General features: G+C 62.5%; 20 protein-coding genes and 1 pseudogene. 10 read left to right on the top strand and 11 right to left on the bottom strand.

Features of this window, described 5'->3' with window-relative positions; translation table 11 throughout:
- The first annotated feature begins 13 nt into the window (after positions 1 to 13).
- The 6 genes from J3P95_RS12320 (at position 14) to J3P95_RS12295 (ending at position 8,072) form a co-directional block, all read left to right on the top strand.
- Entirely contained in the window at positions 14 to 754 is a 741-nt protein-coding gene (locus J3P95_RS12320) for a response regulator (RefSeq protein WP_186610708.1), read from the top strand.
- Positions 751 to 2,073 carry an ATP-binding protein gene (locus J3P95_RS12315; protein WP_434563449.1) on the top strand — a complete coding sequence of 441 codons (1,323 nt, stop codon included), beginning with the start codon at positions 751 to 753 and terminating at the stop codon, positions 2,071 to 2,073. The genes J3P95_RS12320 and J3P95_RS12315 overlap by 4 nt, the downstream gene beginning before the upstream one ends.
- Positions 2,074 to 2,239: 166 nt before the next feature.
- Positions 2,240 to 2,878 (top strand): ferric reductase-like transmembrane domain-containing protein, encoded by a 639-nt coding sequence (locus J3P95_RS12310; RefSeq protein WP_434577006.1) that lies wholly within the window; start codon positions 2,240 to 2,242, stop codon positions 2,876 to 2,878.
- A gap of 16 nt (positions 2,879 to 2,894) precedes the next feature.
- On the top strand, positions 2,895 to 3,398 hold the full coding sequence (locus J3P95_RS12305) for an HvfX family Cu-binding RiPP maturation protein (protein ID WP_434577008.1): 504 nt from the start codon (positions 2,895 to 2,897) through the stop codon (positions 3,396 to 3,398).
- Between the two features lie 126 nt (positions 3,399 to 3,524).
- Positions 3,525 to 5,324, top strand: coding sequence for a thiamine pyrophosphate-requiring protein (locus J3P95_RS12300; protein ID WP_434577010.1), 1,800 nt, complete (start codon positions 3,525 to 3,527; stop codon positions 5,322 to 5,324).
- 174 nt (positions 5,325 to 5,498) lie between these two features.
- Complete coding sequence (locus tag J3P95_RS12295) at positions 5,499 to 8,072, top strand: bifunctional diguanylate cyclase/phosphodiesterase (RefSeq protein ID WP_434577012.1); 2,574 nt, start codon at positions 5,499 to 5,501, stop codon at positions 8,070 to 8,072.
- A 419-nt stretch (positions 8,073 to 8,491) separates the two neighbouring features.
- On the opposite strand, the gene J3P95_RS12290 is transcribed toward J3P95_RS12295, so the two are convergent.
- Positions 8,492 to 8,932 carry a carboxymuconolactone decarboxylase family protein gene (locus tag J3P95_RS12290; protein WP_434577014.1) on the bottom strand — a complete coding sequence of 147 codons (441 nt, stop codon included), beginning with the start codon at positions 8,930 to 8,932 and terminating at the stop codon, positions 8,492 to 8,494.
- Positions 8,933 to 9,343: 411 nt separating this feature from the next.
- Here J3P95_RS12290 and J3P95_RS12285 point away from each other — a divergent pair, with 411 nt between their 5' ends.
- The 3 genes from J3P95_RS12285 (at position 9,344) to J3P95_RS12275 (ending at position 11,728) form a co-directional block, all read left to right on the top strand.
- On the top strand, positions 9,344 to 10,777 hold the full coding sequence (locus J3P95_RS12285) for a PLP-dependent aminotransferase family protein (RefSeq protein ID WP_434577016.1): 1,434 nt from the start codon (positions 9,344 to 9,346) through the stop codon (positions 10,775 to 10,777).
- A 123-nt stretch (positions 10,778 to 10,900) separates the two neighbouring features.
- Positions 10,901 to 11,194, top strand: a complete 294-nt coding sequence (locus J3P95_RS12280) for a putative quinol monooxygenase (protein ID WP_434563434.1) — start codon at positions 10,901 to 10,903, stop codon at positions 11,192 to 11,194.
- 129 nt (positions 11,195 to 11,323) lie between these two features.
- Positions 11,324 to 11,728, top strand: a complete 405-nt coding sequence (locus J3P95_RS12275) for a cupin domain-containing protein (protein ID WP_434626598.1) — start codon at positions 11,324 to 11,326, stop codon at positions 11,726 to 11,728.
- Positions 11,729 to 11,750: 22 nt separating this feature from the next.
- Here J3P95_RS12275 and J3P95_RS12270 read toward each other — a convergent pair whose 3' ends face one another.
- Positions 11,751 to 12,758 (bottom strand): ABC transporter substrate-binding protein, encoded by a 1,008-nt coding sequence (locus J3P95_RS12270; protein WP_434563807.1) that lies wholly within the window; start codon positions 12,756 to 12,758, stop codon positions 11,751 to 11,753.
- Between the two features lie 222 nt (positions 12,759 to 12,980).
- On the opposite strand from J3P95_RS12270, the gene J3P95_RS12265 reads away from it, so the two are divergent.
- Positions 12,981 to 13,892: a LysR family transcriptional regulator gene (locus J3P95_RS12265; RefSeq protein ID WP_434563432.1), complete on the top strand. Its 912-nt coding sequence runs from the start codon at positions 12,981 to 12,983 to the stop codon at positions 13,890 to 13,892.
- 82 nt (positions 13,893 to 13,974) lie between these two features.
- Here J3P95_RS12265 and J3P95_RS12260 read toward each other — a convergent pair whose 3' ends face one another.
- The 9 genes and pseudogenes from J3P95_RS12260 to J3P95_RS12220 all read right to left on the bottom strand — a co-directional run bounded on the left by J3P95_RS12260 (position 13,975) and on the right by J3P95_RS12220 (position 24,541).
- Positions 13,975 to 15,015: an ABC transporter substrate-binding protein gene (locus tag J3P95_RS12260; RefSeq protein ID WP_434577021.1), complete on the bottom strand. Its 1,041-nt coding sequence runs from the start codon at positions 15,013 to 15,015 to the stop codon at positions 13,975 to 13,977.
- A gap of 51 nt (positions 15,016 to 15,066) precedes the next feature.
- On the bottom strand, positions 15,067 to 16,449 hold the full coding sequence (locus tag J3P95_RS12255; protein ID WP_434577023.1) for an aspartate aminotransferase family protein: 1,383 nt from the start codon (positions 16,447 to 16,449) through the stop codon (positions 15,067 to 15,069).
- A complete protein-coding gene (locus J3P95_RS12250; protein ID WP_434577025.1) occupies positions 16,449 to 17,885 on the bottom strand; it encodes an APC family permease in 1,437 nt (478 codons plus the stop codon). Before J3P95_RS12250 ends, J3P95_RS12255 begins: the two co-directional genes overlap by 1 nt.
- Positions 17,886 to 17,949: 64 nt before the next feature.
- Complete coding sequence (locus tag J3P95_RS12245; RefSeq protein ID WP_434577027.1) at positions 17,950 to 19,443, bottom strand: aldehyde dehydrogenase; 1,494 nt, start codon at positions 19,441 to 19,443, stop codon at positions 17,950 to 17,952.
- A gap of 15 nt (positions 19,444 to 19,458) precedes the next feature.
- Positions 19,459 to 20,628, bottom strand: a complete 1,170-nt coding sequence (argE, locus tag J3P95_RS12240) for an acetylornithine deacetylase (protein WP_434577029.1) — start codon at positions 20,626 to 20,628, stop codon at positions 19,459 to 19,461.
- Complete coding sequence (locus tag J3P95_RS12235; RefSeq protein ID WP_186631991.1) at positions 20,621 to 21,295, bottom strand: DUF1028 domain-containing protein; 675 nt, start codon at positions 21,293 to 21,295, stop codon at positions 20,621 to 20,623. Before J3P95_RS12235 ends, argE begins: the two co-directional genes overlap by 8 nt.
- Positions 21,296 to 21,305: 10 nt before the next feature.
- Positions 21,306 to 21,716: a RidA family protein gene (locus J3P95_RS12230; RefSeq protein WP_003201555.1), complete on the bottom strand. Its 411-nt coding sequence runs from the start codon at positions 21,714 to 21,716 to the stop codon at positions 21,306 to 21,308.
- A pseudogene (locus tag J3P95_RS12225) lies at positions 21,716 to 23,097 on the bottom strand (flavin-containing monooxygenase). The gene J3P95_RS12230 and the pseudogene J3P95_RS12225 overlap by 1 nt, the downstream one beginning before the upstream one ends.
- 388 nt (positions 23,098 to 23,485) lie before the next feature.
- Positions 23,486 to 24,541: a LacI family DNA-binding transcriptional regulator gene (locus J3P95_RS12220; RefSeq protein ID WP_434577032.1), complete on the bottom strand. Its 1,056-nt coding sequence runs from the start codon at positions 24,539 to 24,541 to the stop codon at positions 23,486 to 23,488.
- Positions 24,542 to 24,663 lie beyond the last annotated feature (122 nt).

Here is a 24,663-nt window from a genome sequence, read left to right as displayed (position 1 = left end):
GGGGCAGAACACCATGGATCATGTCGATCATGTGTTGATCGTGGATGACGATCGCGAGATCAGGGAACTGGTAGGCAATTACCTGAAAAAGAATGGCCTGCGCACCACCGTGGTCGCGGATGGCCGGCAGATGCGCACGTTCCTGGAAACCACCCCGGTGGACCTGATCGTGCTGGACCTCATGATGCCCGGCGACGACGGCCTGGTGCTGTGCCGGGAACTGCGGGCCGGCAAGCACAAGGCCACACCGGTTTTGATGCTCACCGCCCGCAACGACGAAACCGACCGCATCATCGGTCTGGAAATGGGTGCCGACGACTACTTGGTCAAGCCCTTCGCCGCCCGTGAATTGCTCGCCCGGATCAACGCTGTGCTGCGCCGCACCCGCATGCTGCCGCCGAACCTGGTGGTCACCGAGAGCGGGCGTCTGTTGGCGTTTGGTCGCTGGCGCCTGGACACCACTGCCCGCCACTTGCTCGACGGCGACGGCACCATGGTTGCCCTGAGCGGTGCGGAATATCGCCTGCTGCGAGTGTTTCTCGACCATCCGCAACGGGTGCTCAACCGCGACCAGTTGCTGAACCTGACCCAGGGCCGCGATGCCGACCTGTTCGACCGTTCCATCGATCTGCTGGTCAGCCGGCTGCGCCAACGCCTGTTGGATGACGCCCGTGAACCGGCCTACATCAAGACCGTGCGCAGCGAAGGTTATGTGTTCTCGTTGCCGGTGGAGATCCTCGAGGCCTCGGCATGAGTCTGCCGCTACGCTGGCCGCGCACCCTCGCCTCGCGCCTGTCGCTGATCTTCCTGATCGGTTTGGTCCTGGCCCAGGGCCTGTCGTTCGGCGTGCAGTACTACGAACGCTACGAGAGCGCCAAGAACACCATGCTCGGCAACCTGGAAACCGACGTTTCGACATCAGTCGCCATTCTCGACCGCCTGCCGGCCGCCGAACGGCAGTCCTGGCTGCCGAAACTCGCCCGGCGCAACTATGACTACGTGCTCGACGAAGGCGAGCCAGGCATGCCGATGCTCCCCGACAATGCACCGGTATCGGTCAGCTCGATCCAGGAAGCCCTGGGTGAATCCTATGCGCTGACCTACAACCAAATCCCAGGGCCAAAGATGCATTACCAGGCGCACTTGCGCCTCAAGGATGGCAAACCTTTGACGATCGACGTACGCCCGGCAATGGCGCCTCTTTCGCCCTGGCTCCCGGCGGTGTTGCTCGGGCAACTGGCGCTTTTGATCGGCTGCACCTGGCTGGCCGTGCGCATCGCCGTCAGCCCCCTCACCCGGTTGGCCCGGGCGGTGGAGACCCTCGACCCGAATGCCCACGGCGTGCGCCTGGACGAAAAAGGCCCAACCGAAGTGGTGCATGCGGCCAAGGCGTTCAATGCCATGCAAGACCGCATCGCCGCTTACCTCAAGGAGCGCATGCACCTGCTGGCGGCCATTTCCCATGATTTGCAGACGCCCATCACCCGCATGAAGCTGCGCGCCGAATTCATGGACGACGGCATTGAAAAGGACAAGTTGTCCAGCGACCTGAGCGAAATGGAGCATCTGGTGCGCGAAGGCGTGGCCTACGCCCGCAGCATCCATGGCGCCACCGAGGCCAGTTGCCGGATCAGCCTGGATGCGTTCCTCGACAGCCTGGTATTCGACTATCAGGACACCGGACAGGATGTGCAGTTGTCCGGCAAGAACGCCGCCGTCATCGATACCCGCCCTCATGCGCTGCGCCGGGTGCTGGTCAACCTGGTGGACAACGCCCTGAAATTTGGCGGTGCAGCAGAAATCCAGGTCCAGCCTGCCGACGACGGCCAACTGGCGATCCAGGTACTGGACCGTGGCCCCGGAATCAGCGAGGAAGAACTGGCAGAAGTGCTCAAGCCGTTCTATCGGGTGGAAAGCTCGCGCAACCGGGAAACCGGCGGTACGGGCCTGGGGTTGGCCATCGCCCTGCAACTGGCGAACGCCATGGGCGGATCGCTGAGATTGAGCAATCGCGACGGCGGCGGCTTATGTGCCGAATTGCGCTTGGGCCGCGATACCGCCCGCGCAGGTTAGCCGGATTGATCCGCGGGTTTGTATACCAGTGTGTCAACGGGCACACGGCATACACAAACTTGCACAGGGCCCCTTCTCCAGACACACCCCGCTTACACCCACTTGAAAGACTCCTTGTGTCCCCGGCCAGCGTGATGGCCGGGCCCCGACTTCCAAGGAGCTTCCCATGCCTGCCACCACCGCAACGCCGCCTGCTTTCCGTTTCCAGGGTTGGTCGCTGTTCAGCCTGATCGCCGTCCTGGTGCTGCTAATGAGCGCACTGACCGTGATGCTCAACCCAGACCTCACCGAAGGCGTGCGCAGTGCGATTCGCGCCACCGCCCGCTCCTCCTTCGTCCTGTTCCTGCTGGCCTTCACCGCCTCGGCGTTTGCCGTGTTGGTGCCCTCGCCGCTGAGCAAGTCCCTAGTGCGTGAGCGGCGCTTCATCGGGTTGGCCTTTGCCTTCTCCCATCTGGTTCACGCAGTCTTGATCTACGCCTATGGCCAGCTCAACACCGAGTTCTGGCCCGGCCGGACCACCCTTGGCAACGTGCCTGGCAGCGTCGGTTATGTGTTCGTCCTCCTGCTGGCCCTGACCTCGTTCAAAAGCACCACGCGGCTGATCGGCGCCAAAGCCTGGAAACGCCTGCACACCACCGGCATGTGGGTACTGGCGGCGATTTTTGCCTACTCCAACTTCAAGCGCATTCCGATGAGCGACTGGTACGTACTGCCCTTTGGCCTGATCTGCGCCGCCACCGCCATCCGCCTGGTGGGCAAACTGGCCCAGACCAACAAGCGCCAACCCCTGCCACGCGCTGCTTGAGCAAAGGAGATCGACAATGTATTGCACCGTATCGAAAGCCGTGAAAGGCCTGCATCTGAATCTCGATCAAGCCGGTTCATGGCTCGCACCGCTGGGGCTGCGCCTGTTCCTGGCCTGGGAGTTTTTCGAATCCGGCCTGGAAAAATGGAACGGCCAGAACTGGTTCGCCGAGATCCAATCGACCTTCCCTTTCCCTTTCAACCAGGTGCCGGCCAGTTGGAATTGGGAACTGTCGATGTGGGCGGAGCTGGTCTGCGCCATCGCTTTGCTGGTTGGCCTGGGCACACGTTTCTCGGCGCTGGTCCTGATGATCGTCACCGTGGTCGCCACCGCCGCCGTGCACTGGCCGGCGGATTGGTCGAGCCTGAGTGAACTAGCACAGGGGTATGCCATTACCAACAAGGGTTATGGCAACTTCAAACTGCCGTTGATTTACCTGGTAGCGCTGCTACCGCTGCTCTTGCAAGGCCCCGGGAAGCTGAGTGCAGATGCGTTGCTCAAGACGTTGCGCCGTCGGTAGCGGCGAGAAAAAATCGAAACCTTGGGCGGCTTGCGTCGGTCCAGTCCTGTATGAGCCAAAGCGCTGCGTACCGCTGCCACAGTGGTCGCAGCCCATCGAGACAGCCCATCAAGACGAGGAACAGACATGAGCATGACTGTCGGCGACTTTCTGGTTGAACGCCTTTATGAATGGGGGGTTCGTCGCATCTACGGCTACCCCGGCGATGGTATCAACGGCGTGTTTGGCGCCTTGAACCGAGCCAAGGGCAAGATCCAGTTCATCCAGGCACGTCACGAGGAAATGGCCGCATTCATGGCCTGCGCCCACGCCAAGTTCACTGGCGAGCTGGGGGTGTGTATCGCCACGTCGGGGCCGGGGGCTTCGCATTTGGTCACCGGCCTGTATGACGCACGCATGGACCATATGCCGGTCCTGGCTATCTGCGGTCAACAAGCGCGCAACGCCCTCGGCGGGCATTATCAGCAGGAACTTGACCTGGTCAGTCTGTTCAAGGACGTGGCCGGCGCGTTCGTCCAGCAAGCCAGCGCACCGGCCCAGGTGCGCCATCTGCTCGACCGCGCCGTGCGCACGGCGGTGGGCGAGCGCCGGGTTACGGCGTTGATCCTGCCTAACGACCTGCAAGATCTGGAATACACCGCGCCGCTGCACAAGCACGGCACGCTCCATTCCGGGGTCGGCTATCGCAAACCCAAGGTGGTGCCCTACGAGGAAGACTTGCGCCGGGCCGCCGACGTCCTCAACGCCGGCAAGAAAGTCGCCATCCTGGTGGGTGCCGGCGCGTTGCACGCCACTGATGAAGTGATCGCCATTGCCGATAAACTCGGCGCTGGCGTCGCCAAGGCCCTGCTCGGCAAAGCGGTGGTGCCCGACGACTTGCCGTGGGTCACAGGGTCCATCGGCCTGCTGGGCACCGAGCCCAGCGACAACCTTATGGCCGGCTGCGACACGCTGCTGATGATCGGATCCGGTTTCCCCTACGCCGAGTTCCTGCCCGCCGAAGGCCAGGCACGCGGCGTGCAGATCGACCTCAAGCCGGACATGTTGAGCCTGCGCTACCCGATGGAAGTCAATCTGCAAGGCGACAGCGCCGATACCCTGCGGGCCTTGCTGCCGCTGATCGAAGAAAAGCCCGACCGCGCCTGGCGCAAGAAAATCGAACAGTGGCGAGCGGACTGGGACAAGACCCTGGAAAATCGCGCCCTGGTCACGGCCAAGCCGATCAATCCGCAACGGGTCACGTTCGAGCTATCGCCGCGGCTGCCGGACCGCGCCATCATCACCTGCGATTCGGGTTCCTGCGCCAACTGGTTTGCCCGGGACATCCAGATCCGTCGCGGCATGATGTGCTCGCTCTCCGGTGGCCTGGCCTCCATGGGTGCCGCCGTGCCCTACGCCATTGCTGCCAAGTTCTGCCATCCGGATCGGCCGGTCATCGCGCTGGTGGGCGATGGCGCGATGCAAATGAACAACATGGCCGAGCTGATCACCGTCGCCAAATACTGGCGCACCTGGACGAACAACACCTGGATCTGCGCGGTGTTCAACAACCAGGACTTGAATCAGGTGACCTGGGAGCAGCGCGTCATGGAAGGCGACCCGAAATTCGAGGCGTCCCAGGACATTCCCGACGTGCCTTATCACTTGTTCGCCGAGTCCATCGGCCTCAAAGGCATCCTCGTCGACCAGGAAACAGACGTCGCCACCGCGTGGGAACAGGCGCTCGCCGCCGAACGGCCGGTGCTCATCGAGTTCCGGACCGACCCCGACGTGCCGCCATTGCCGCCGCATATCAAGCTGGAACAGGCGAAGAAATTCGCGTCCACCCTGCTCCAGGGCGACCCAAACGAGCGCGGCATTGTCGTGGCGACCGCCAAACAGGTGTTGGGCGCGCTGCTGCCCGGTCACCGCAAGGACAAAGAGTGAGGTTTGTTGATGCGCAACAGTCTTCCTGGGGCGCGCAAAAGGACATGGCGGTGGCGGCGGGAGAAATATTCGGGCAGTTGGTCAGCATTTCCGGACTTTTATTAAGTTAATCAGGCAGTCAGCCGATACAAAGCTAGTGCGAGGTATCTCGCGTTTCGCTGATGGCCTGTTTTTATGATCGAAGATGCTGGCAATGGCTCCCCCGTGATAACCGGCGAGCGGCCGACCCGAAGTTTCACCCGCCGCACCTTCCCGGCCATCATGCTGTTGCTGTTCGTCATGTCCGCACTGGCCATCGCGGTGCTGCTCAATATCACCCAGACCCAGGACCAACAGGCCCGTGAGCAAAGCCTGTTCTTCGCCCAACGGGCCATTGACGGTATCCGCACCGGTATCGGACGCGACCTGAGCGACTACTCCAAATGGAGCGACGCCTACCGGCATCTCCATGTGGAAGTCGACAAGGACTGGGCCTATGACCAGGAAAATGTCGGCAGCAGTGTGTTTTCGCTCTACGGCTATCAAGCCGTGTTTGTCATTTCCCCCACCGGCAAGACGGTCTATTCGGTCATCGATGGCGAGATGAGCGAGGTGGCGGCTGACACTTGGCTGAGCGGCGACCTGCGTGCTCTCGCCAGCAAAGCCAGCGCCGAAGAGAACCGCGATGAGGTGATCGTCGAGTTGCTGCATCACGAAGACGCGCCGGCCTTCGTCGCCGTCTCGGCAATTACCATCGGCACGGACAACAGCGTGCCCGAGATTCCAGGCCCGCCCAGCCTGCTGTTATTCGTGAAGGTGCTGGACAGCGCCGCGTTGCAAGGCCTGTCGCGGGATTTTGCTCTGCCCGATGCGCATATCGCCTATACGCCGGGCCCCGAAGAGACTGCCCAGGTCTTGCTCAACGACCTGACCCGCGAAGCGCTGGCCTGGCGCCCGGCGACGCCCGGCAAGGACCTGCGCAAAGTGCTGCTGCCGTTGCTGGCCTTGGCATTGCTGTTTCTCGGGATCATGGCCTTGGCGGTATTGCGCCATGCGCTGCTGATGCTCCGCGCCCAGGAACGCCAGTACACCAGCCTCCTCGCGCACCGCAAAGCGTTGGAGCGCAGCGAAGAGCGCTTCCGGGACATTGCCGAGGTATCGTCGGACTGGCTGTGGGAAGTTGATTCGGCCGGGACATTGACCTATCTGTCCGAACGCTTCGAACAAGTGACGGGCTTGAGTCCCCTCGAGTGGCTGGGAAAGCCGCTGCACCGGTTGCTTCATCCGCACAGCGGGTCGATCTCGATCGCGCATTGGCTGCTCGGTGGTGCCAACAGTGCCTCATCCGCCCCGCTGCTATGCGAATACACAGCGCATAATCAACGCATCCGTACCTGCAAACTCTCGGTCCGGGCCATTGATGCCGGCAGCTTGGGCTTTCGCGGCACGGCCACCGACATCACCGATGAGTTGCGCGCGCTCGCGCAGATCAAACACCTCTCCCTGCACGACCCGCTGACCGGGCTGGCCAACCGCAACCGCTTGTTCGATTGCCTCAGCGAGCACCTGGACCAGGCGCAAGGGACGCCACTGGCGATACTGAACCTGGACATGGATCGATTCAAACCGGTGAATGACTCCTTGGGTCATGCAGTGGGCGACAAAGTGCTCAAGGAAGTGGCCCATATCCTTCAGCAAAACGTCCGCAGCACCGATTTGGTGGCCCGTCTCGGGGGCGACGAGTTTGTCATCGTCATGCCCAACCCCGGCGATGCGAACGATCTCGATCAACTGTGCGAGCGCCTGATCGATTGCATGCAACGGCCCATGCACCTGGACGGCAACACCTTGTACCTGGGGGTGAGTATTGGGGTTGCCTGGTCGCAGTCTGGCGATCAGCGCGCCGAAGAGTTGTTGCGCCAGGCCGACATCGCCCTGTATGCGGCCAAGGCCGCCGGCCGTAATACCTGGCGTGTCTATGAAGAGGCCATGGGCAATGTCGCCCGCGACCGCCGCCGCTACGAGCAGCAGTTGCGCGATGCGATGCACCAGGACCAGCTTGAATTGCGTTACCTGCCGCGTTTCGACGTGAATGCCGAACAGCTGCACGGTTTTGAAGCCCAGGTCTTCTGGCACCATCCCGAGCGAGGCGAATTGGGTGGAACCGACTTCATCCCCGTGGCCGAAGCATCTGGCCAACTGGAGGAGCTGGGCACCTGGATGTTGATCAACGCCTGCGAAGAGGCGATGACCTGGCCCAACGCGCTGGCCCTGTCCCTCGCCGTTTCGCCGAGGTGGTTCAGCAGCAGTTTTCTGTTCAATCAAGTGCACAAGGCCCTGGAAACCAGCGCTTTGCCGGCGCAGCGCCTGACCCTTGAGGTGGCGGAAGGGGTTTTGCTGACCGATCACAAGACACTCGCCAATACTTTGCACGCCCTCAAGGCCTTGGGCGTGCGGATCAATATCGATAAGTTCGGCACCAATATCGCTTCCCTGCGCGAGGTGCTCGACCAGCCGTTCGACGGTATCCGTTTCGATCGCAATATCCTCGCGCAGCTGGGGCTGGAGCACGACAAGGAAGGTGTGTTGGCGATGATTCGGTTGAGCCGCAGTGTCGGGTTGATGGTGACGGCCGAGGGCATTGAGAATGCCCGGCAGTATGATCAGTTGCGCAGTGTTGCTTGCGATCATGTGCAGGGGCCGTACTTTGGCGCGGCGCTGGCTCGTTCGCAGATGGCTTCGTTTTTTACTACGCCTCGGTGGCTTTAGTCATCCTTGCAGTCGGCGGGACTTTTTTTGACTGAGTACATATCCGTTTCTTTGGTAACGGCTGATTATGGTTTCGCTTTTACAGCGACTCACTTTTGTGAAGCCCGGAAGCCGGCCCAGTCAAAAGTAAGCAAAACGCTTTTGCCCCACCACTCGGTGCCTCGCCTAGGCTCGGCATGCCCTCTCTCCGGCATTGCTCCGTGGGCCCGCCGCGAAGGCCCATCCATGGGCCAGCGCGGCTATCCCGGCATCCATGCCGGGATGCCCACTGCGCAATACCTGCGTTCGGCCAGCGTGGTTAACGGGGCGCCGAAATCAACGTCCACCGCGAGGCGGCCTTATAGCCGACCTGGTTTTGGCTGGGACCGCGTTTTTCCTGTGAAGCCTGCTTGCTAGGACGGTCACTGGTAAATATCCACCTAGCCACCCGGACTCTGGCGAAAGCTCACGGCCAGCCGGTTCCAACTGTTGATGGTGCTGATCGCCAGGGTCAGGTCGACCAGTTCTTCTTCGCTGAAACTGGCGCGGGCCAGGTTGTAAACGTCTTCGGGCACTTGGCTTTCGGCCAATAGCGTGACGGCTTCGGTCCAGGCCAGTGCTGCCTGTTCGCGCGGGTTGAAGAATCCGCTGTCGCGCCACACCGTCACCGCGTAGAGACGCCGCTCGGTCTCGCCCTGGCGGCGGGCGTCCACTGAGTGCATGTCGGTACAGAAGGCGCAGCCATTGAGTTGCGAGGCGCGGATTTTGATCAGGTGCAGCAACGGCGGCTCTATGCTCAGGCGGCTGGTCAGCGCTTCCAGGCCGATCATGGCCTTCATCGCGCCGGGGGACGCACTGTAGTAATCCAGACGCGGGCTCATGACGGTTTTCCTCTTGGTCGATACGTCCACGGTAAAACCCCGTGGCCGCTCGCGACAGGTCCAATCCGCCGAAAAATGCCGGGACCAGGACGGTAGGCCAATGGCCGCAATGCGATTCATTTAAGAGAAATGACAAACCCGTGGCGAGGGAGCTTGCTCCCGCTCGGCTGCGAAGCAGTCGTAAACCGGCGGATGCGGTGTGTCTGGTGTTGCGCATTTGGCAGGTTTTAGGGCCGCTTCGCGGCCCAGCGGGAGCAAGCCCCCTCGCCACGGGCTTGTCGATTGCCTTAAGTGAACAGCATTAGGCCAATGGCCGGGATTTTCGCCACGCAACTTCACTGCGATCGCTGGATGCGGGTAACCTTGGCTGCTTGACTCTTGCTGCAATCGATCATCCGGGAGCCCGCGGGTATGGAACTTCATGTTGTCATCAACGGCCGCAAGGACCTGCTGGGCCAGTTGTATCGACAATTGCGCAGCGCCATCGAGAGCGGTCGGCTGGCGGCCGGCACCCAGCTGCCGCCCAGCCGCCTGTTGGCCGAGCAACTGGGTGTTTCGCGCAAGACCGTGTCCGATACCTATGCGCAACTGACCTACGAGAATTTTCTCACCGGCGTGATCGGCAAAGGCACCTATGTCAACGCCCGTCCGGCCATGATCGTGCGCAAGCAAAGCCACCGCGAGCTTGCCGGTGCCGACGTCGTCGAGGCCTGGCGCAACATGCCGGATCTGATGCGCCATCCGCTCCCCGAGAGCGCGCTGCGTTATGACTTCATCGGCGGCGCCACCGGCAAGGGCCAGTTTCCGCTGGACGACTGGCGTCGCTGCACCGCCCATGCCTTGCGCCAGATTGCCAACGCCAAGGGTTTCTACAGCCAGCCCGAAGGCCTGCCGGCGCTGCGCAACGCCATCGCCCGGCACATCGCGTTTTCCCGCGGGGTCAACTGCCAGGACGCTGACGTGGTGGTGTGCAACGGCGCGCAGCAGGCGCTGGATCTGATTTCACGGGTGCTGACTCGCCCCGGCAGCCTGGTGGCGATGGAAGATCCAGGCTATCCACCGGCACGCCTTTTGTTTGGCTCCCACGGCGCGACGGTGGCCGGGGTGCCGGTGGATGAGCAAGGCATGCGCGTGGATTTGATTCCCGACGGCACGCGGCTGATCTATGTAACACCGTCCCACCAGTTTCCCCTGGGCATGCCCATGAGCCAGCCCCGACGCGAGGCTCTGCTGGCGCGGGCCTATGAGCTGGGAGCGATCATTATCGAGGACGATTACGACAGCGAGTTTCGCTATGAAGGCCGGCCCACCGACTCGCTGCAGAGCATGGACGAGCGCGGCATCGTGGCGTACGTCGGGACGTTCTCCAAAACCCTGCTGCCGGAGCTGCGGCTTGGCTACGCGATCCTGCCGCCAGCGATTCTCGAAGCTGTGATCCTGGCCAAGCGCCTCACCGACCAACACACCTCCACCCTGCCCCAATGGGCGCTGGCCAAATTCATCGCCGAGGGCTGCCTGCTCAAGCACATCCGGCGCTGCCACGCGCTGTATGCCGGTCGGCGTGAGCGAATCCTGGCGCGCATGGGCGGCGACTTGTCGCCCTGGTTCGAAGCGGTGCCCACCACTGCGGGGTTTCATATGGCGGTGCTGTGCAAGGTGCCGATGGATCTCGCCCTGGTCATCGAACTGGCAAAAAAAGCCGAAGTCGGGATCTACAGCCTCGACGGCTTTTTCCATGTGGAAACTGTGCGACCCGGCTTGATACTGGGCTTTGGCGGCATCGAGCTGCTCGATATCGATATTGCCCTCGACCGTTTGCGCGATATTTTGCGGCAGGTGGCCTGACCGATTGGACTGGGTGTTTATCCGCTCATTGGCTGTTTCAGCCTCGCCCCGGCGGGCCTATTCTGCCCAGGTGTCATGATTATCAGGGTAGATCCCGTTCAACTTGATTCAGGAGCCAGGACAATGTCTCGCCAAGTGATCAATACCGTTCAGGTGCAAGCCGCCGCCGGGCGCTCGGAAGAACTCGGCCGGCAGTTGCAGCAAATCGTCGAAACCTTGCGCGCCCTGCCAGGCTGCGATGCCTACATGGTCGATCGCTGCCCCGAGAATTCGGATCGATGGAACGTCAGCGCCCGCTGGCAATCGGACGCAGCGATGCAGGCCCACTTCAATTGCCCCGAGGTCCAAGGCTTCATCAGCCTGATCGAAACCCGCCTGGCCCGCAGCGTGGATTTCAATAGTTTTCCGCTGGTGTGAAATGTCCGATCGCTGCCCCATTGGTCTACCGGTCTTTTGCAGAATTGGAGGTTTTTCCACGCTGTCCAGGGGCTTAGGGTGAAGCCATCGCCACCGCGCGAATTCACTCACCACCAAGGTCCCGCCACGATGAAAACACTCTGCCTGATCGCCGCCCTGAGCCTGCTCCCCGCTGCACCGCTCTTCGCCCACGAAGCCGGATCCTACGAGAAGGTCCAGGTGCTGCAGGAAAAGCAGCTGAAGAACCTGCCTGGCAAGAAAGCCATGATGCTCACTGTCGACTATGCACCCGGTCAGTCGTCAACCGCCCACAAACACCAAGGCACGGCCATGGCCTATGTCCTTGAAGGCGCGATCACCTCCCAGGTCAAGGGCGAGCCGGCGATCACCTATAAGGCGGGCGAGTACTGGTATGAACCCGCCGGCTCCGAGCATCTGGTGTCGAAGAATGCCAGCGCCACCCAACCGGCGAAGCTGCTGGTGTTCATGGTGATGGGCGAGAACGAGGCCGTGCTGATCCCGTTGGAAAACTGAACCCTGACGCGAAAACGGCCAGTCAACTGCCCGCGTCACCGTGGGCTTCTTCAAAGAAATAGTCCTTCCAACTGCCGGCCTTGTTTTTCAACACGCCCAACTCATGCAGCTTTTCGGCATAGATATAAGTGCGCTGCGGCACGACCGTGAAGTCGATTTCCGGATCGGTGACGATTTTCTTGACCAGGGGCAGCGGCAGCTTCGATTGCTCTACTCGGATGTAGGTCTGAGCGGCGGCGGGTTTGTCGGCCTTGATAATCCCCTGCGCCTCGACGAGCGCGTCGTAGAACGCCCGGTAAGTCTTCGGGTTTTCGTCGTGGAATTTTTCCGTTGTGTAGAGCACGTTGAACGTCGCCGGTCCACCCAGCACGTCATAGGAGCTGAGGACCTTGTGGACGTTGCCGCTTTGCAGCGCCTGGTACTGGAACGGCGGGCTGGAAAAGTGCGAGTTGATCTCCGACTTGCCGGCAATGAGCGCGGCCGTAGCATCCGGGTGTGCAAGGCTGACCGAGATGTCGTCGAACTTCTTGTACTGATCATCGCCGAACACCTTTGCCGTCTCGATCTGCAGCGTGCGCGACTGGAACCCGACGCCGGCCGCAGGCACGGCGATCCGATCCTTGTCGGTAAAGTCCTTGAGCGTCTTGATATCCGGGTTGTTGGTCAGCAGATAGTTGGGCATCGAGCCCAGCGACGCGATGGCCTTGACGTTCTGCTTGCCCCGGGTCCGATCCCAGATCGTCAGCATCGGCGGCACCCCTGCCGACACCACGTCGAGGGCACCGGTCAGCAAGGCTTCGTTCATGGCAGTCGCACCGGAGATGCTGTTCCAGTCCACCTTGATGTCCAGGCCTTGGGCCTTGCCATGTTTTTCGATGAGCTGCTGGTCGCGCACAACGTCCAGGATTAGATAGCCGATGCCCAATTGCTGGGCGATGCTGATCTTGCCTTCGGCGTGGGCCAAGGGTGTTATCAGCAGGCTTGCCGCCAGAGAAATAAGGAATGCAGGACGCTTTGATGCCATGGCCAGGATCTCTTGATTGTTAGGTCAGGGGGCGACTTTAAAGCTATAAAAATAAAAATTTAAATACCTGTATGGAATAACCATAGCACCGACCCGGCAGGTTTTTTTCTGCCCCAAGGCAAGCCAGCCTGGATATCGCCACTGCCCAGCAAAATCCGTTGCAACGTTCGTCCCCCTCACAAGCGGCACGCGGTAAGGTAGCCAAAACCATCCGGATCGAGGTGTGTCTTGGCGTCCTATTCCTTGCGGCAGTTGAAGTACTTTGTCACCACGGTCGAATGTGGCAGTGTCGCTGAAGCTTCGCGCAAGCTCTACATTGCCCAGCCGTCGATTGCCACGGCAGTCAAGGGGCTCGAGGACAGTTTCGGTGTGCAACTGCTGATCCGGCATCATGCCCAAGGTGTGTCGCTCACCCCCGCCGGGGCGCGCTTCTATCGCAAGGCCCAGGAGCTGCTGCGCATGGCTCGGGAGTTCGAGCAAAACGCGCTGGCGGACAATGATGTGGTCAGCGGACAGATCGACATCGGCTGCTTCGAGACCGTCGCCCCGCTCTATCTGCCACGGCTGATCGCCGGTTTTCGCGAGCGCTTTCCCGGAGTGGAAATCCGCGTTCAGGACGGCGAGCAACAGGAACTGGTGCAAGGCTTGACGGGAGGGCGTTTCGACCTGGCGATTTTTTATGAGCACGACCTCGACAGTACCATCGAGACCGAGGCATTGACGGCGCCGCAACGGCCCTACGCCTTGTTGCCAGCCGGGCATCGCTTCGCCAGCCAGGCCCAGGTGTCGCTGCGCGACCTGGCGCTTGAGCCGATGATCCTGTTGGACGTGCAGCCCAGCCGAACGTATTTCGTGAGCATCTTTGAAGAGCTTGGCCTGACGCCGAACATCGTCTTCAGCTCGCCCTCCATCGAGATGGTGCGCGGCATGGTCGGCCAGGGGTTCGGTTTTGCCGTGCTGGTGACTCGCCCACAATCGACCTGTACCTATGACGGCCAGCAGGTGGTCTGCATCGACATCGCCGAAGACGTGACAGGCTCGGCGCTGGTAGCCGGCTGGCTCAAGCGCGCCCACCTCACCAAGCCGGCCCAGTTATTCGTGAACTACTGCAAGGAACAGTTCGGGGAGTGGCTGGCGTAGGCCAGCCACCTGGAGCTGGTTTCCCTGTGGCGAGGGGATTTATCCCCTCGCCACAATAGTTGTCATACTTGCTCTTCGATACCTAGCGAGCTGCCCAGGCGTTGAAGCGTTGCTCCAGCTCTTCACCATGGTCGACCCAGAACTCGGCATCCACCGCTTGCGCCTGCGCCAGGTTGGCCTCGGCGGTAGGTAGTTGCTCGCGCACCTCGGCGGGCAGCAAGGCCAGGGTCTGGCGATGCACCGGTCCGTAAGGGATGTTTTGGGAGAAGACTTTCTGCGTCTGCGGCTGGCTGGCAAAGGCGATGAATTTCTCGGCCAGGGCCTTGTTCGGCGTGCCTTTGACCACTGCCCAGTATTCTGGGTCATACAGGCTTTGCGGCCAGACAATGCTCAGCTTCATCCCCTCCTTCTGCGCCGAGGCGATGCGACCGTTGTAGGCAGCGCTCATTGCCACGTCTCCAGCCACCAGCCACTGCGCCGGTTGTGCGCCCGCCTCCCACCACTGGATGTTCGGCTTGATCTGGTCCAACTTGGCGAATGCCCGTGAAACGCCTTCCGGCGTGTTCAGCACCTTGTACACCTCCTCGGTCTTGACGCCGTCCGCCAGCAAGGCGATCTCCAGGGTGTACTTGGCGCCCTTGCGCAAGCCGCGCTTGCCCGGGTACTCGGTCACGTTCCAGAAATCCGCCCAGGACTTGGGCGCCTTGGCGAGTTTGGTCTGGTCATAGGCCAAGACCATCGACCAGACGTACGTGGCCACGCCACATTCGGTGAGCGCGCCAGGGACATAATTCGCCGGATCGCCGAGGGCCGCCTGGTCAAGTTTTTCGAACAGCCCCTCCTCACAACCGCGCAGCAACTCAGGACTTTCCACCTCGACCACATCCCAGCTGGTGTACCCGGCCGCGACCATGGCCTTGATCTTCGATAACTCGCCGTTGTACTCGCCGGCGACGATGTTCCCTGCACCGCTGGCATTGAAGGGTTGGAAGTAGGCCTTGTCCTGGGCCAACTTGGTGGCGCCGCCGAATGAAATCACGGTCAGGCTTTGTGGCGCGGCCAGGACGCTGCTGCTCAGTAACGCCAGGGCACACGCAATGTTGCATCGCAAGGATCTGGACATGAAGCGGTTCCTCGAAAATGCCGGCTCGCCCGCACGAGCCGGCGACGGGACTCAAAGGCGACCGTAAGCGCGGGCGGTGCGGTCTACAGCTTTACGGGTCTTGTCGACCAGTTCGTTGATGTCGGCATGACTGGCCACCAGCGCCGGGGCCATGATCATCCGGCCCAGCGTCGAGCGGATGATCAGGCCCTCCTCGAAACCGAAGGTGCGGCATTGCCAGGCCATTTCGTTTTCGTTGGCGAAGCGCTTGCGGCTGTTCTTGTCCTCGGCCAGTTGCAGGGCCGCGACCATGCCGGCTCCCTGGATCTCGCCAATCAGCGGATGCCCGTCGAACGTTTCGCGCAGGCAACGTTGCAGGTACGGGCCGGTGTCTTCCTTGACCTGGCTGACGATGCCCTCGTCGCGCAGGGCCTTGAGGTTGGCAATCGCCACCGCCGCCGCCACCGGGTGCCCGGAGTAGGTCAGGCCATGGGCAAATACGCCGCCCTGTTCCACCAGCACCTCGGCCATGCGTTTGGACAGGATCAGCCCGCCCATGGGGATGTAGCCGCTGGTCAGGCCCTTAGCGATCGACAAGGTGTCGGGCTCGAAACCGAAATACTCATGGGCAAACCACTCACCCGTGCGACCAAAGCCACCGATCACTTCATCGGCGCACAACAGCACGTCGTATTGCCGGCAGATGCGCTGGATTTCGGGCCAGTAGCTTTCGGGCGGGAAGATCATGCCGCCGGCGCCCTGGAAGGGTTCGGCGACGAACGCGGCGACATTGTCGGCGCCCAGTTCGAGGATTTTCTCTTCCAGTTGGCGGGCAGCGCGCAGGCCGAATTCGGCGGGCGTCAGGTTGCCTTCGTGGGCGAACCAGTACGGCTCGTCGATGTGCGCCACATCCGGAATCACCCCGCCCATTTCGTGCATGAACTTCATGCCGCCGAGGGCCGAAGCGCCAAGCGTTGAACCGTGGTAGCCGTTCCAGCGGCCGATCATGATTTTCTTCTGCGGCTGGCCGAGGATCTGCCAGTAGCGGCGCACGGTGCGAATCAGCACCTCGTTGGCCTCGGAGCCGGAGTTGGTGTAGATCGCGTGGCTGTAGTGATCCGGCAGCAGGCTGAACAACAACTCGGACAGTTCCACCACCGCCGGGTGGGTGGTATGGAAGAACATGTTGTAGTACGGCAATTGCTCCAACTGCCGGCTGGCCGCCGCCGCGAGGTCCTGGCGGCCGTAACCCAGGTTGGTGCACCACAGGCCGGACATGCCGTCCAGGTAACGCTTGCCGTCGTTGTCCCAAAGCGCCAGGCCTTCGCCACGAACGATGACTCGCGGCCCCTCCGCGTTGAGGGCCTTCTGGTCGAGGAACGCATGAATATGGTGCGCGGCATCCAGCGCCTGATACTCACGAGTGCTGCGTGTTGGCTTGGGTGATGCGCTCATCAGAGATCTCCTTGCTTATTGAAATTGTCGGAATCGGTAGGCGCCAGCGGCTCGGGCTTGAACAGCGGCTTGCCCATCACGCACTTGACCCACACCAGCGCGATCAACGAAACGATGGCCAGCACCGCACCGGCGCTGGCGAAGATCGGCACCGTCATTTCCGGGCTGGGGGATACGTGCCAGATGGCAAAGAGCATGCCGGCGATGCCGAACAGCTGGGGCAGCGGGTAGAACGGCGTACGGAAAGGCCGATGCACATCGGGATAACGACGACGCAGGGCAATCACGTTAATGTGGGTGATGATGTAGGCCAGCAACCAGGCCAGCGCGGCCGCCAGCAGCAAGAGGTTGATAGCGTCGGGGCTGTCGTGCATCAGCAACAACGGCAGGCCGGTGACCAGCGCGACGAACAGCACCGCGACCCACGGCGCGCCGCTGCGCTGGCCCTGGCGCTTGAAGATGCCGAACGCTTGGCCGCTGCGGGCCATGCCCAGCAACATGCGCGGGATGGCCGCAAGCGAACTGTTAAGCGTGCTGCACGTCGCGGTTATCGCGGCGGTCACCAGGAACACCTGCCCGGCTTCACCGAACACCGTGGTCGCGAACAGATAATGCGGCAGGCCGTTGCTGGCCAGTTCAGCTTGGGGAATGGTCAGCAACGCACCGAGGCAATAGAGGCAGATGATGACGAAGATCACCGTCAAGCCAATCATCATCGAGGCCGGTATGTTGCGCTCCGGGCGCCGCGTCTCCTCCACCAACGGGCAGACGAACTCGGCCCCGACGAAGCCCCACACCGCCATCGCGGTCAAGGCGATGACACCGAGGCCCATGGGGTTCCAGCCGGAAGTCGCCACCAGCGTCGAGACGCTGCTGGCCCCCTCGCTTGCCAAGGCACCGAGGCCCATGACCAGCAGCATGACCGTCATGACCAAGGCCAGCACGGTTTGCAGGCGCGAGAAAATGTCGATGTTGAACAGGTTGAGCACGGTGAACAGGCACAACACCCCCAGCGCCACGCTCAGCGGCGGCATCGAGTGCGGGTAAACCTTGTCGATGATGAATTCCATCAGCAGCAGTTCTGCCGACAAGGCAAACATCGCCACCACGACATAGCCGGAGAAGGTCGCCAGGATCGCCGGGAACTGGCCGATAGCGACTTCGGTGTAGCTGCTCAGGCTGCCGGCGCGAGGAATCATCAGCGCCAGTTCGGAGAACGAACAGGCGTAACTCAGGGCCAGCAGCCAGGCCAGGATCAACGGGATGACAAAACCCATGCCGGCGATCCCGGCGCCTTGCAACATCAGCACCATGACCCCCTGGGAAACCACCAGGCCCACGGCGACCGCCAACAGGGCGCTCAGGCCCAGGCGTCGACGTGGGCCTGCCAGGGATGGGGTGACGGTTTGTAGCGGCACGCTTGAGGAACTGTCCATCGGTTGCTCCGTTTTCTTGTTTTAGGAAGAACAAAACGATTGCGGGTAAAACCCTGGGCCGCGGTCAGTTGCGCAGCTGGATCCAGGTGGTCTTGAGTTGCGTGTATTTGTCGAAGGCGTGCAGCGACAGATCGCGACCGAAGCCCGATTGCTTGCCGCCGCCAAACGGCACGGTGACGTCCAGGGCGTCCACGGTGTTGACCGACACCGTGCCGGCGTTCAACCGCCGCGCCACCCGGTGGGCGCGGTTCAGGTCGTCGGTCCACAGCGAGGCCGCCAGCCCATAGATGTGCTCGTTGGCCATGGCGATGGCCTGTTCTTCGTCGTCGAAAACGCTGACCGCCAACACCGGCCCGAACACCTCTTCACGGGCCAGCTGCATGGTTGGGAGTACGCCGCTAAAAATCGTCGGCTCAATGAAATGGTTCGATCCGTCGATGCTCAGCTGGCGACCACCGCAGACCAGGCTTGCACCTTCGGCCTGGGCCTGCTGGATGTACCGCATGATCCTTGCGGTCTGGCGCGCATCGACAATGGCCCCGGCGCGGCTCGACGGGTCCAGCGGATTGCCGGGCTGCCACAGCCGCGCTTGATCGATCAGGCGTTCGACGAATTCGTCATGGATCGAACGCTGTACCAGCAGCCGCGAGTTGGCCGAGCAGACTTCGCCCTGGTTGAAGAAGATCCCGAACGCGGCCTTCTGCGCCGCCAGGTCCAGGTCCTGGCAGTCGGCGAACACCAGGTTCGGACTCTTGCCACCGCACTCCAGCCAGACCTGCTTGAGGTTCGATTGGGCCGAGTACTGCATGAAGTACTTGCCGACCTCGGTCGAGCCGGTGAACACCAGCGAATCGACGTCCGGGTGCAAGCCGAGCGCCCTTCCCGCCTGTTCGCCCAGGCCCGGCACGACGTTGAGCACGCCCGGTGGCACGCCCGCTTCCAGGGCGAGCTCGGCCAGGCGCAGCGCCGAGAACGGCGATTGCTCGGCGGGTTTGAGCACCACGCTATTGCCCGCCGCCAAGGCCGGTGCGAGCTTCCAGGCCGCCATGTCCAAGGGAAAATTCCACGGCACCACCGCCGCGATCACCCCGAGCGGAACACGGGTAATGGTGGCAAGGACGTTGGCTGCCGATGGCGCGACCTGGTCGTAGAGTTTGTCGAGGCTTTCGCCATACCAGGCAAACACATGGGCGGCGCCCGGCACGTCAATGTTCCAGGCATCCATGACCGGCTTGCCCATGCTCAGGGAGTCGAGCAGCGCCAGTTCTTCGCGATGGGCCAGCATCAATTGCGACAGGCGCAACAACACGGCCTTGCGTTCGGTCGGCGCCATCCGCGCCCACGGGCCGTGCTCGAAAGCCTTGCGAGCGCTGAGTACGGCGAGGTCGACTTCCGGTCCAGCGCAGGCCACCACATTGGCCAGCAACTCGCCATTGGCTGGGTTGATCACTTCAAGTCGAGCGCCGTCGAGGGCCTCGCACGGTTCGCCGTCAATCAGGGCGCTGTCGCGCAGGCGCAATTGAGCGGCAAGAGCCTTCCAATCATTCAATTCGTTCACAGGCAGTTCCTTGAATCAGACGTCATTGGCTTCGCTGAGGTATATCGCCAAGCGATCCATCAACCGGTCGCAAGCGGTCATCTGTTCAACGCTCACGTATTCGTCGGGTTTGTGTCCCTGGTCCATGCTGCCGGGGCCGCAGACCACCGAAGGGATGCCGGCCTGGTGAAACAGCCCGCCCTCGGTGCCGAACGCCACGGTGCCGAAGGCGTCGCTGCCACACAGCCGGGCGATCAGGCGCGCGGCTTCACTGTCCGGCGACGTTGCCAGGCCGGGGTAGGCAGACACGTGTTCAAAACGGATCGCGGTGTCGGCGTTGACCGCACGCATCCTGGGCAGCAGCGCCTGCTCGGCGTAGTCCTGCAACTGGTCCACGACTCGCTGCGGGACAAAATCCGGCAGAGCGCGCACTTCAAAGTCAAAACGACAATCGGCCGGGACGATGTTCAATGCCGTGCCGCCCTGGATCACCCCGACCTGCACCGTCGAATACGCCGGGTCGAAGCGCTCGTCGTGGCGTGACGGCTCGGCCAGCGCCGCGCCGATTTCCCCCAACCGGCCGATCAGGCGCGCCGCCTGTTCGATGGCGTTCACCCCGTAAGGCGCGTAGGCGGAATGGCAAGCCGCGCCTTTGACGTGGCAACGCATCGCCAACTTGCCTTTGTGGCCCAGCACCGGCTGCAGCTCGGTGGGTTCGCCGATCAGGCACAAGGCCGGTTGAGGAATGCGTTGCGGCAACGCTTCCAGCAAACTGCGCACGCCCAGGCAACCGACCTCTTCGTCATAGGAGAACGCCAAGTGCACCGGACGACGCAGCGGGCTGGACAGCAACATCGGCACCGCCGCCAGCACGCAAGCGAGGTAGCCCTTCATGTCCGCCGTGCCACGTCCGAACAGCTTGCCGTCCGCTTCGGTGAGTCGGAACGGATCGACCGTCCAGGCCTGGCCGTCCACCGGCACCACGTCGGTGTGCCCGGACAGCACCACACCGCCGGGCACCGCCGGGCCGATGCTCGCCAGCAGGTTGGCCTTGGTGTGCTCGGCGTTGTAGATCAGCTCACTCTCGACGCCTAGCCCATGGAGGTAGTCGCGCACGAACTCGATCAATGCCAGGTTCGAGTCGCGGCTGACCGTGGCAAAGCCCACCAATTCGGCCAGCAGTGCGCGACTGCGCAACTCACTCATCGCCCGGCACTCCGTAACTCGGCGCCTGGGTCGGATCGAGGGCACGGGTCAGGTAATCGCGCAGTTGCGGCTGATACGCGAGCCAGAGCTTTTCCAGTTCGCCGATGGGGTTTTCATCCGCCCAGTCGACCCGCAGATCGACGATGGGCCAGGTCAGGTCATCCACCACCGACAGCGCCGCCGAGTGCACGGCCCCGGCTTCGCCGCCCGCCGTCTGCCCAGCCTGCAGGGCATTCAGCAGGCGGGACGCGAGGCTGCCTTCGCCCTGCTCGAAAGCCGTCACCATGGCTTCGATGACGCCCTCACCCGCCAACAGATTGCCGGCCGCCACGCATTGCTCACCTGCTTGAGCGCCGTGGATGCCCAAGGCATGGCGGCCGCTGAAAACTGCCGTGCGTCCTTGGGCGTCGATCACCGCCACCTGGCGATACTCGCCATAGCCGTTACGCGCCAAGGCCTTGTCCAACGCTGCCTGGGCGTTCGAACCGAACGACAAATCATCGAGAATCTGCGGCCCGAGGGCCGGCAGCGTAATGTTCTGGCTGGAAACTGCGCCGACACCGGCTCGCAGCCACGGGCAACGGGCGCCGACGGCGATGCTGGAAGAACTGATGGCAATGCCCAACTGGCCGGTTTCGGCGCAGCGTCCGACGATGGAAAACGTCATGTCGTGCTCCTTATTCGGGAATGACCGCGATCACGTCGATTTCCATCAGCCACTGCGGCTGGCCCAGGGCGCTGACCACCAGCCCAGTGGAAATCGGAAAAACACCCTTGAGCCATTTGCCGACTTCCTGATACACCGGCTCGCGGTAACGCGGATCGATCAGGTAGGTGGTGGTCTTGACGATGTGGCTCAGGTCGCTGCCGGCTTCTTCCAGCAATTGCTTGACGTTGCGCATGGCTTGCTCGGCCTGGGCACGCGGATCGCCGAGACCTACCAACTGGCCGTTGAAATCGGTGCCAACCTGGCCGCGCACATAGACGGTATTGCCGGCGCGGACGGCTTGGCACAGATCGTTGTCCAGCGTCTGGTTCGGGTAGGTGTCTTTGGTGTTGAACATGCGGATGCGAGTGTGGGTAGGCATCAGCGGACTCCCATGAGGCTGGTTTTCGAAGGTTGCGTGCTGCCCGGCGCTGGTGATTGGGCAGTGCGCTGCGAGGCGTCCCGGTAGTCGAGGTAGGTGCGCTGTTTGACGATGTGCTCGGTGATATGCCGGGCGTCGTGCCACACACCCCAGATGAACGCCGAGCCACGGCGCGACAGCCAAGGCAGGCCGACGAAATACAGGCCCGGCTCGCTGGACACGCCGCGTTGGTGCCGGGGTTTACCGTTGGCATTGAGGGCATCGACTTTCAGCCAGCTGTAATCCACCGAATACCCCGTTGCCCAGATAATGGTGCTGACGCCCGCCTCGGCCAGGTCCAGTTCCAGGATCGGCCGGGTCAGGCACGCCGGGTCCGGCAACAAGCGACGCGCCTCGGGTTCGAGCGGCAGGTCCAAGCCGTTGCGCTCGATATAGGCATCGGCGGCATCGAGCAACGCCAGGTAGTTTTCATCGCCGCGGGCAATGTTTTCGGCCAGGTTCGATTCAAAACTCACCACGCTGCCGTTGAACGACCGGGTCAGGCCCACCAGCGTGATGCCTTCATGGGCCAGCCGGCGAAAGTCCACGGTGTGCCCGCCGCGCGCGCCGCTGACGGCGATGGTGACGTGCTCCTTGCCCGGCTTGACCGCTTCGGCATCCCACTCGCCCAGCACCCCCAGCCACCAGCAGAAATCCCGGTTGCGATAGGCTCGCGGTGGACGGTCATGGGCGCCCACCGAGAGGTAGACCTGCTTGCCGGCGCGCTGCAATTCGTCGGCGATCTGCACCCCCGACGACCCGGCGCCCACCACCAGCACGGCGCCGTCGGCCAGCTGCGCGGGATTTCGATATTGCGCCGAATGAATCTGGGTCACCGTGGCCATGTCTGGCGCAATCGGCGGGATCACCGGGCGCTGAAACGGCCCGGTGGCGACCACCACGTTGATGGCCTCGATCAGGCCCTCGGACGTTTCGATGGTGAAGCCGGGGCGGCCGGTATTGCGCTCGACGCGGCGCACGTCCACGCCGGTACGGATCGGCGCCTTGAACTTGTTGGCATAGGCTTCGAAGTAATCGGCCACCTGGTCCTTGGAAGCGAACGCATCGGGGTCCAGCCCCTTGAATTCCAGCCCTGGAAAACGGTCGTGCCAGGCCGGGCCGTTGGCAACCAGCGAATCCCAGCGCGCCGTGCGCCAGGCCTCGGCAATGCGGTTGCGCTCCACCACAAGGTGCGGCACGCCTTGGCGGCTCAAATGTTCACTCATCGCCACGCCGGCCTGGCCGGCACCTATAACGAGCGTATCTATGCGTATTGTTTCAACGGGCATATCGGGCACTTCCGGCAGTGGGTTTGGTTCAGGTCGGCGCGGTGCCGCCTCAGGTTCTGATTTCTTGTTGTTCTGCGGTTGCGACTATCGAGAGGAGGTGTCGAGGCGATTGTGTTGGCAGGCGGGAATTTGCGAAACGAGGCTTTATGTTGTGGCTAGGAAGGAAAAAACTGGGTGACTGCCCGGGCGACGATCGCTGGGCCAATGCAGGTATTGTTTGCACGCGAAGCATCCTGAACCCGTGGCGAGGGAGCTTGCTCCCGCTGGGCTGCGCAGCAGCCCCAAAGCCCTCACCTCGCTCAGTCAGGCCGATTGCGTTCCAGCTTTCTTGGGCTGCTGCGCAGCCAACGGGAGCAAGCTCCCTCGCCACAAGAGCGGTTCGTCACGGGTTGGATGGCTCCATAGTTTGCGTAGAGGATGTTTTGCGAGAAGACTTTTGGGCTAGACGCTCTCCGGGACATCGATCTGAAGCGCCACCACCCGCCGCGCCACAGGTCCCGGCGGCGAGGCAATCGCAGCCTCGACCAAGGCATCGACGGCCTGCTCGGCCAGGTTCACCACCGGATGGGACAGCACCGCCTGGACCAATCCGCTCTTCAACGCGTCACGCGTCAATGAAGTCAGGTCGTGGCACACCACGACGGGCAAGCGCAGCTGTCTTTCCTTGAGGCTACTCAAGGCCTTCAGCACCCCGGCGATGCCACCGCCCGCCACGTACAGCCCCGCCAGATCGGGCTCTGCCGTGAGCAAGTCCAAGGTGTTGCCATAGGCGAATTCATCATCTTCCAGGGTCAGTCGCGAGGCGAGCAGTTCCCACTCGCTCGAATGCTCCGCCAGGTAGCTGCGAAAGCTCAGTTCACAGAGTTCCTGGCACTGGAAGCGCTGGCTGCTGAGCATGACCACCGCGGGCCCGGGCTGCTCGGCGAGGCGACTGATGAACCAACCAGCGGTGCGTCCCGTGAGGCGATTGTCGAGGCCGGCGTAACCGGTGCCGGCAGCGCTGGACAATTCCGACAGCAGCGCCACCACCAAAACACCGGTCGCGCGCAACTGCGCGACTGCCTCGCGGACCCGGGGGTGATCGACTGCCACCACGCCCAGGCCATCGACCTGATCCCGTAGGGCAAGGATGCGTTGCGCCACGTTGGCGGGATCGAGGTCGTCCAAATAACCGATGGCCACGCGAATTCGTGCTCGCGTGCAGGTGGCGGTGGCGTTTGCCAAAGCGTGGGCGAGGCCCTGGTAGAACGGCACGCCACTTTTCTGCAACAGGAAGCCCAGCCGCAAAGTGGGACGGTCGTTGAGCACTCGCTGCTCGATCACGCCCTTGGCATGGAAACCCAACCGCCCCGCCGCTGCGGCGATCCGCTGAGCCGTGTCGGCTCGCACATCCGCGCGCAGGTTGAGCACGCGATCGACCGTCGACAGGCTGACGCCCGCTTCCCGGGCGACGTCGGCCATGGTGGGACGGAGTTTTCGGCGTAGCTGTTCTGACATGTCTTGACACCTCCTTCGGGCATCATGAGGGGTTTTGACACATTAAGCCACCGGCCCATGGCCCGCTTCGCGCCGACGCAATAGCATCGAGCCAGGCCATAACAACAACACAGCCGGAGTGC

Source organism: Pseudomonas sp. Z5-35 (assembly GCF_051131945.1).
Classification (GTDB): Bacteria; Pseudomonadota; Gammaproteobacteria; order Pseudomonadales; family Pseudomonadaceae; genus Aquipseudomonas; species Aquipseudomonas marvdashtae.
Note: the sequence above shows the minus strand (reverse complement) of the source record. Positions and strands in the feature narration are given on the sequence as shown.

Bases quoted from the DNA above. Each gene is read 5' to 3' on its own strand.
- J3P95_RS12320 (WP_186610708.1), top strand. From the start codon at position 14: ATGGATCATGTCGATCATGTGTTGATCGTGGATGACGATCGCGAGATC.
- J3P95_RS12315 (WP_434563449.1), top strand. From the start codon at position 751: ATGAGTCTGCCGCTACGCTGGCCGCGCACCCTCGCCTCGCGCCTGTCG.
- J3P95_RS12310 (WP_434577006.1), top strand. From the start codon at position 2,240: ATGCCTGCCACCACCGCAACGCCGCCTGCTTTCCGTTTCCAGGGTTGG.
- J3P95_RS12305 (WP_434577008.1), top strand. From the start codon at position 2,895: ATGTATTGCACCGTATCGAAAGCCGTGAAAGGCCTGCATCTGAATCTC.
- J3P95_RS12300 (WP_434577010.1), top strand. From the start codon at position 3,525: ATGAGCATGACTGTCGGCGACTTTCTGGTTGAACGCCTTTATGAATGG.
- J3P95_RS12295 (WP_434577012.1), top strand. From the start codon at position 5,499: ATGATCGAAGATGCTGGCAATGGCTCCCCCGTGATAACCGGCGAGCGG.
- J3P95_RS12290 (WP_434577014.1), bottom strand. From the start codon at position 8,932: ATGAGCCCGCGTCTGGATTACTACAGTGCGTCCCCCGGCGCGATGAAG.
- J3P95_RS12285 (WP_434577016.1), top strand. From the start codon at position 9,344: ATGGAACTTCATGTTGTCATCAACGGCCGCAAGGACCTGCTGGGCCAG.
- J3P95_RS12280 (WP_434563434.1), top strand. From the start codon at position 10,901: ATGTCTCGCCAAGTGATCAATACCGTTCAGGTGCAAGCCGCCGCCGGG.
- J3P95_RS12275 (WP_434626598.1), top strand. From the start codon at position 11,324: ATGAAAACACTCTGCCTGATCGCCGCCCTGAGCCTGCTCCCCGCTGCA.
- J3P95_RS12260 (WP_434577021.1), bottom strand. From the start codon at position 15,015: ATGTCCAGATCCTTGCGATGCAACATTGCGTGTGCCCTGGCGTTACTG.
- J3P95_RS12255 (WP_434577023.1), bottom strand. From the start codon at position 16,449: ATGAGCGCATCACCCAAGCCAACACGCAGCACTCGTGAGTATCAGGCG.
- J3P95_RS12250 (WP_434577025.1), bottom strand. From the start codon at position 17,885: ATGGACAGTTCCTCAAGCGTGCCGCTACAAACCGTCACCCCATCCCTG.
- argE (WP_434577029.1), bottom strand. From the start codon at position 20,628: ATGAGTGAGTTGCGCAGTCGCGCACTGCTGGCCGAATTGGTGGGCTTT.
- J3P95_RS12235 (WP_186631991.1), bottom strand. From the start codon at position 21,295: ATGACGTTTTCCATCGTCGGACGCTGCGCCGAAACCGGCCAGTTGGGC.
- J3P95_RS12230 (WP_003201555.1), bottom strand. From the start codon at position 21,716: ATGCCTACCCACACTCGCATCCGCATGTTCAACACCAAAGACACCTAC.
- J3P95_RS12220 (WP_434577032.1), bottom strand. From the start codon at position 24,541: ATGTCAGAACAGCTACGCCGAAAACTCCGTCCCACCATGGCCGACGTC.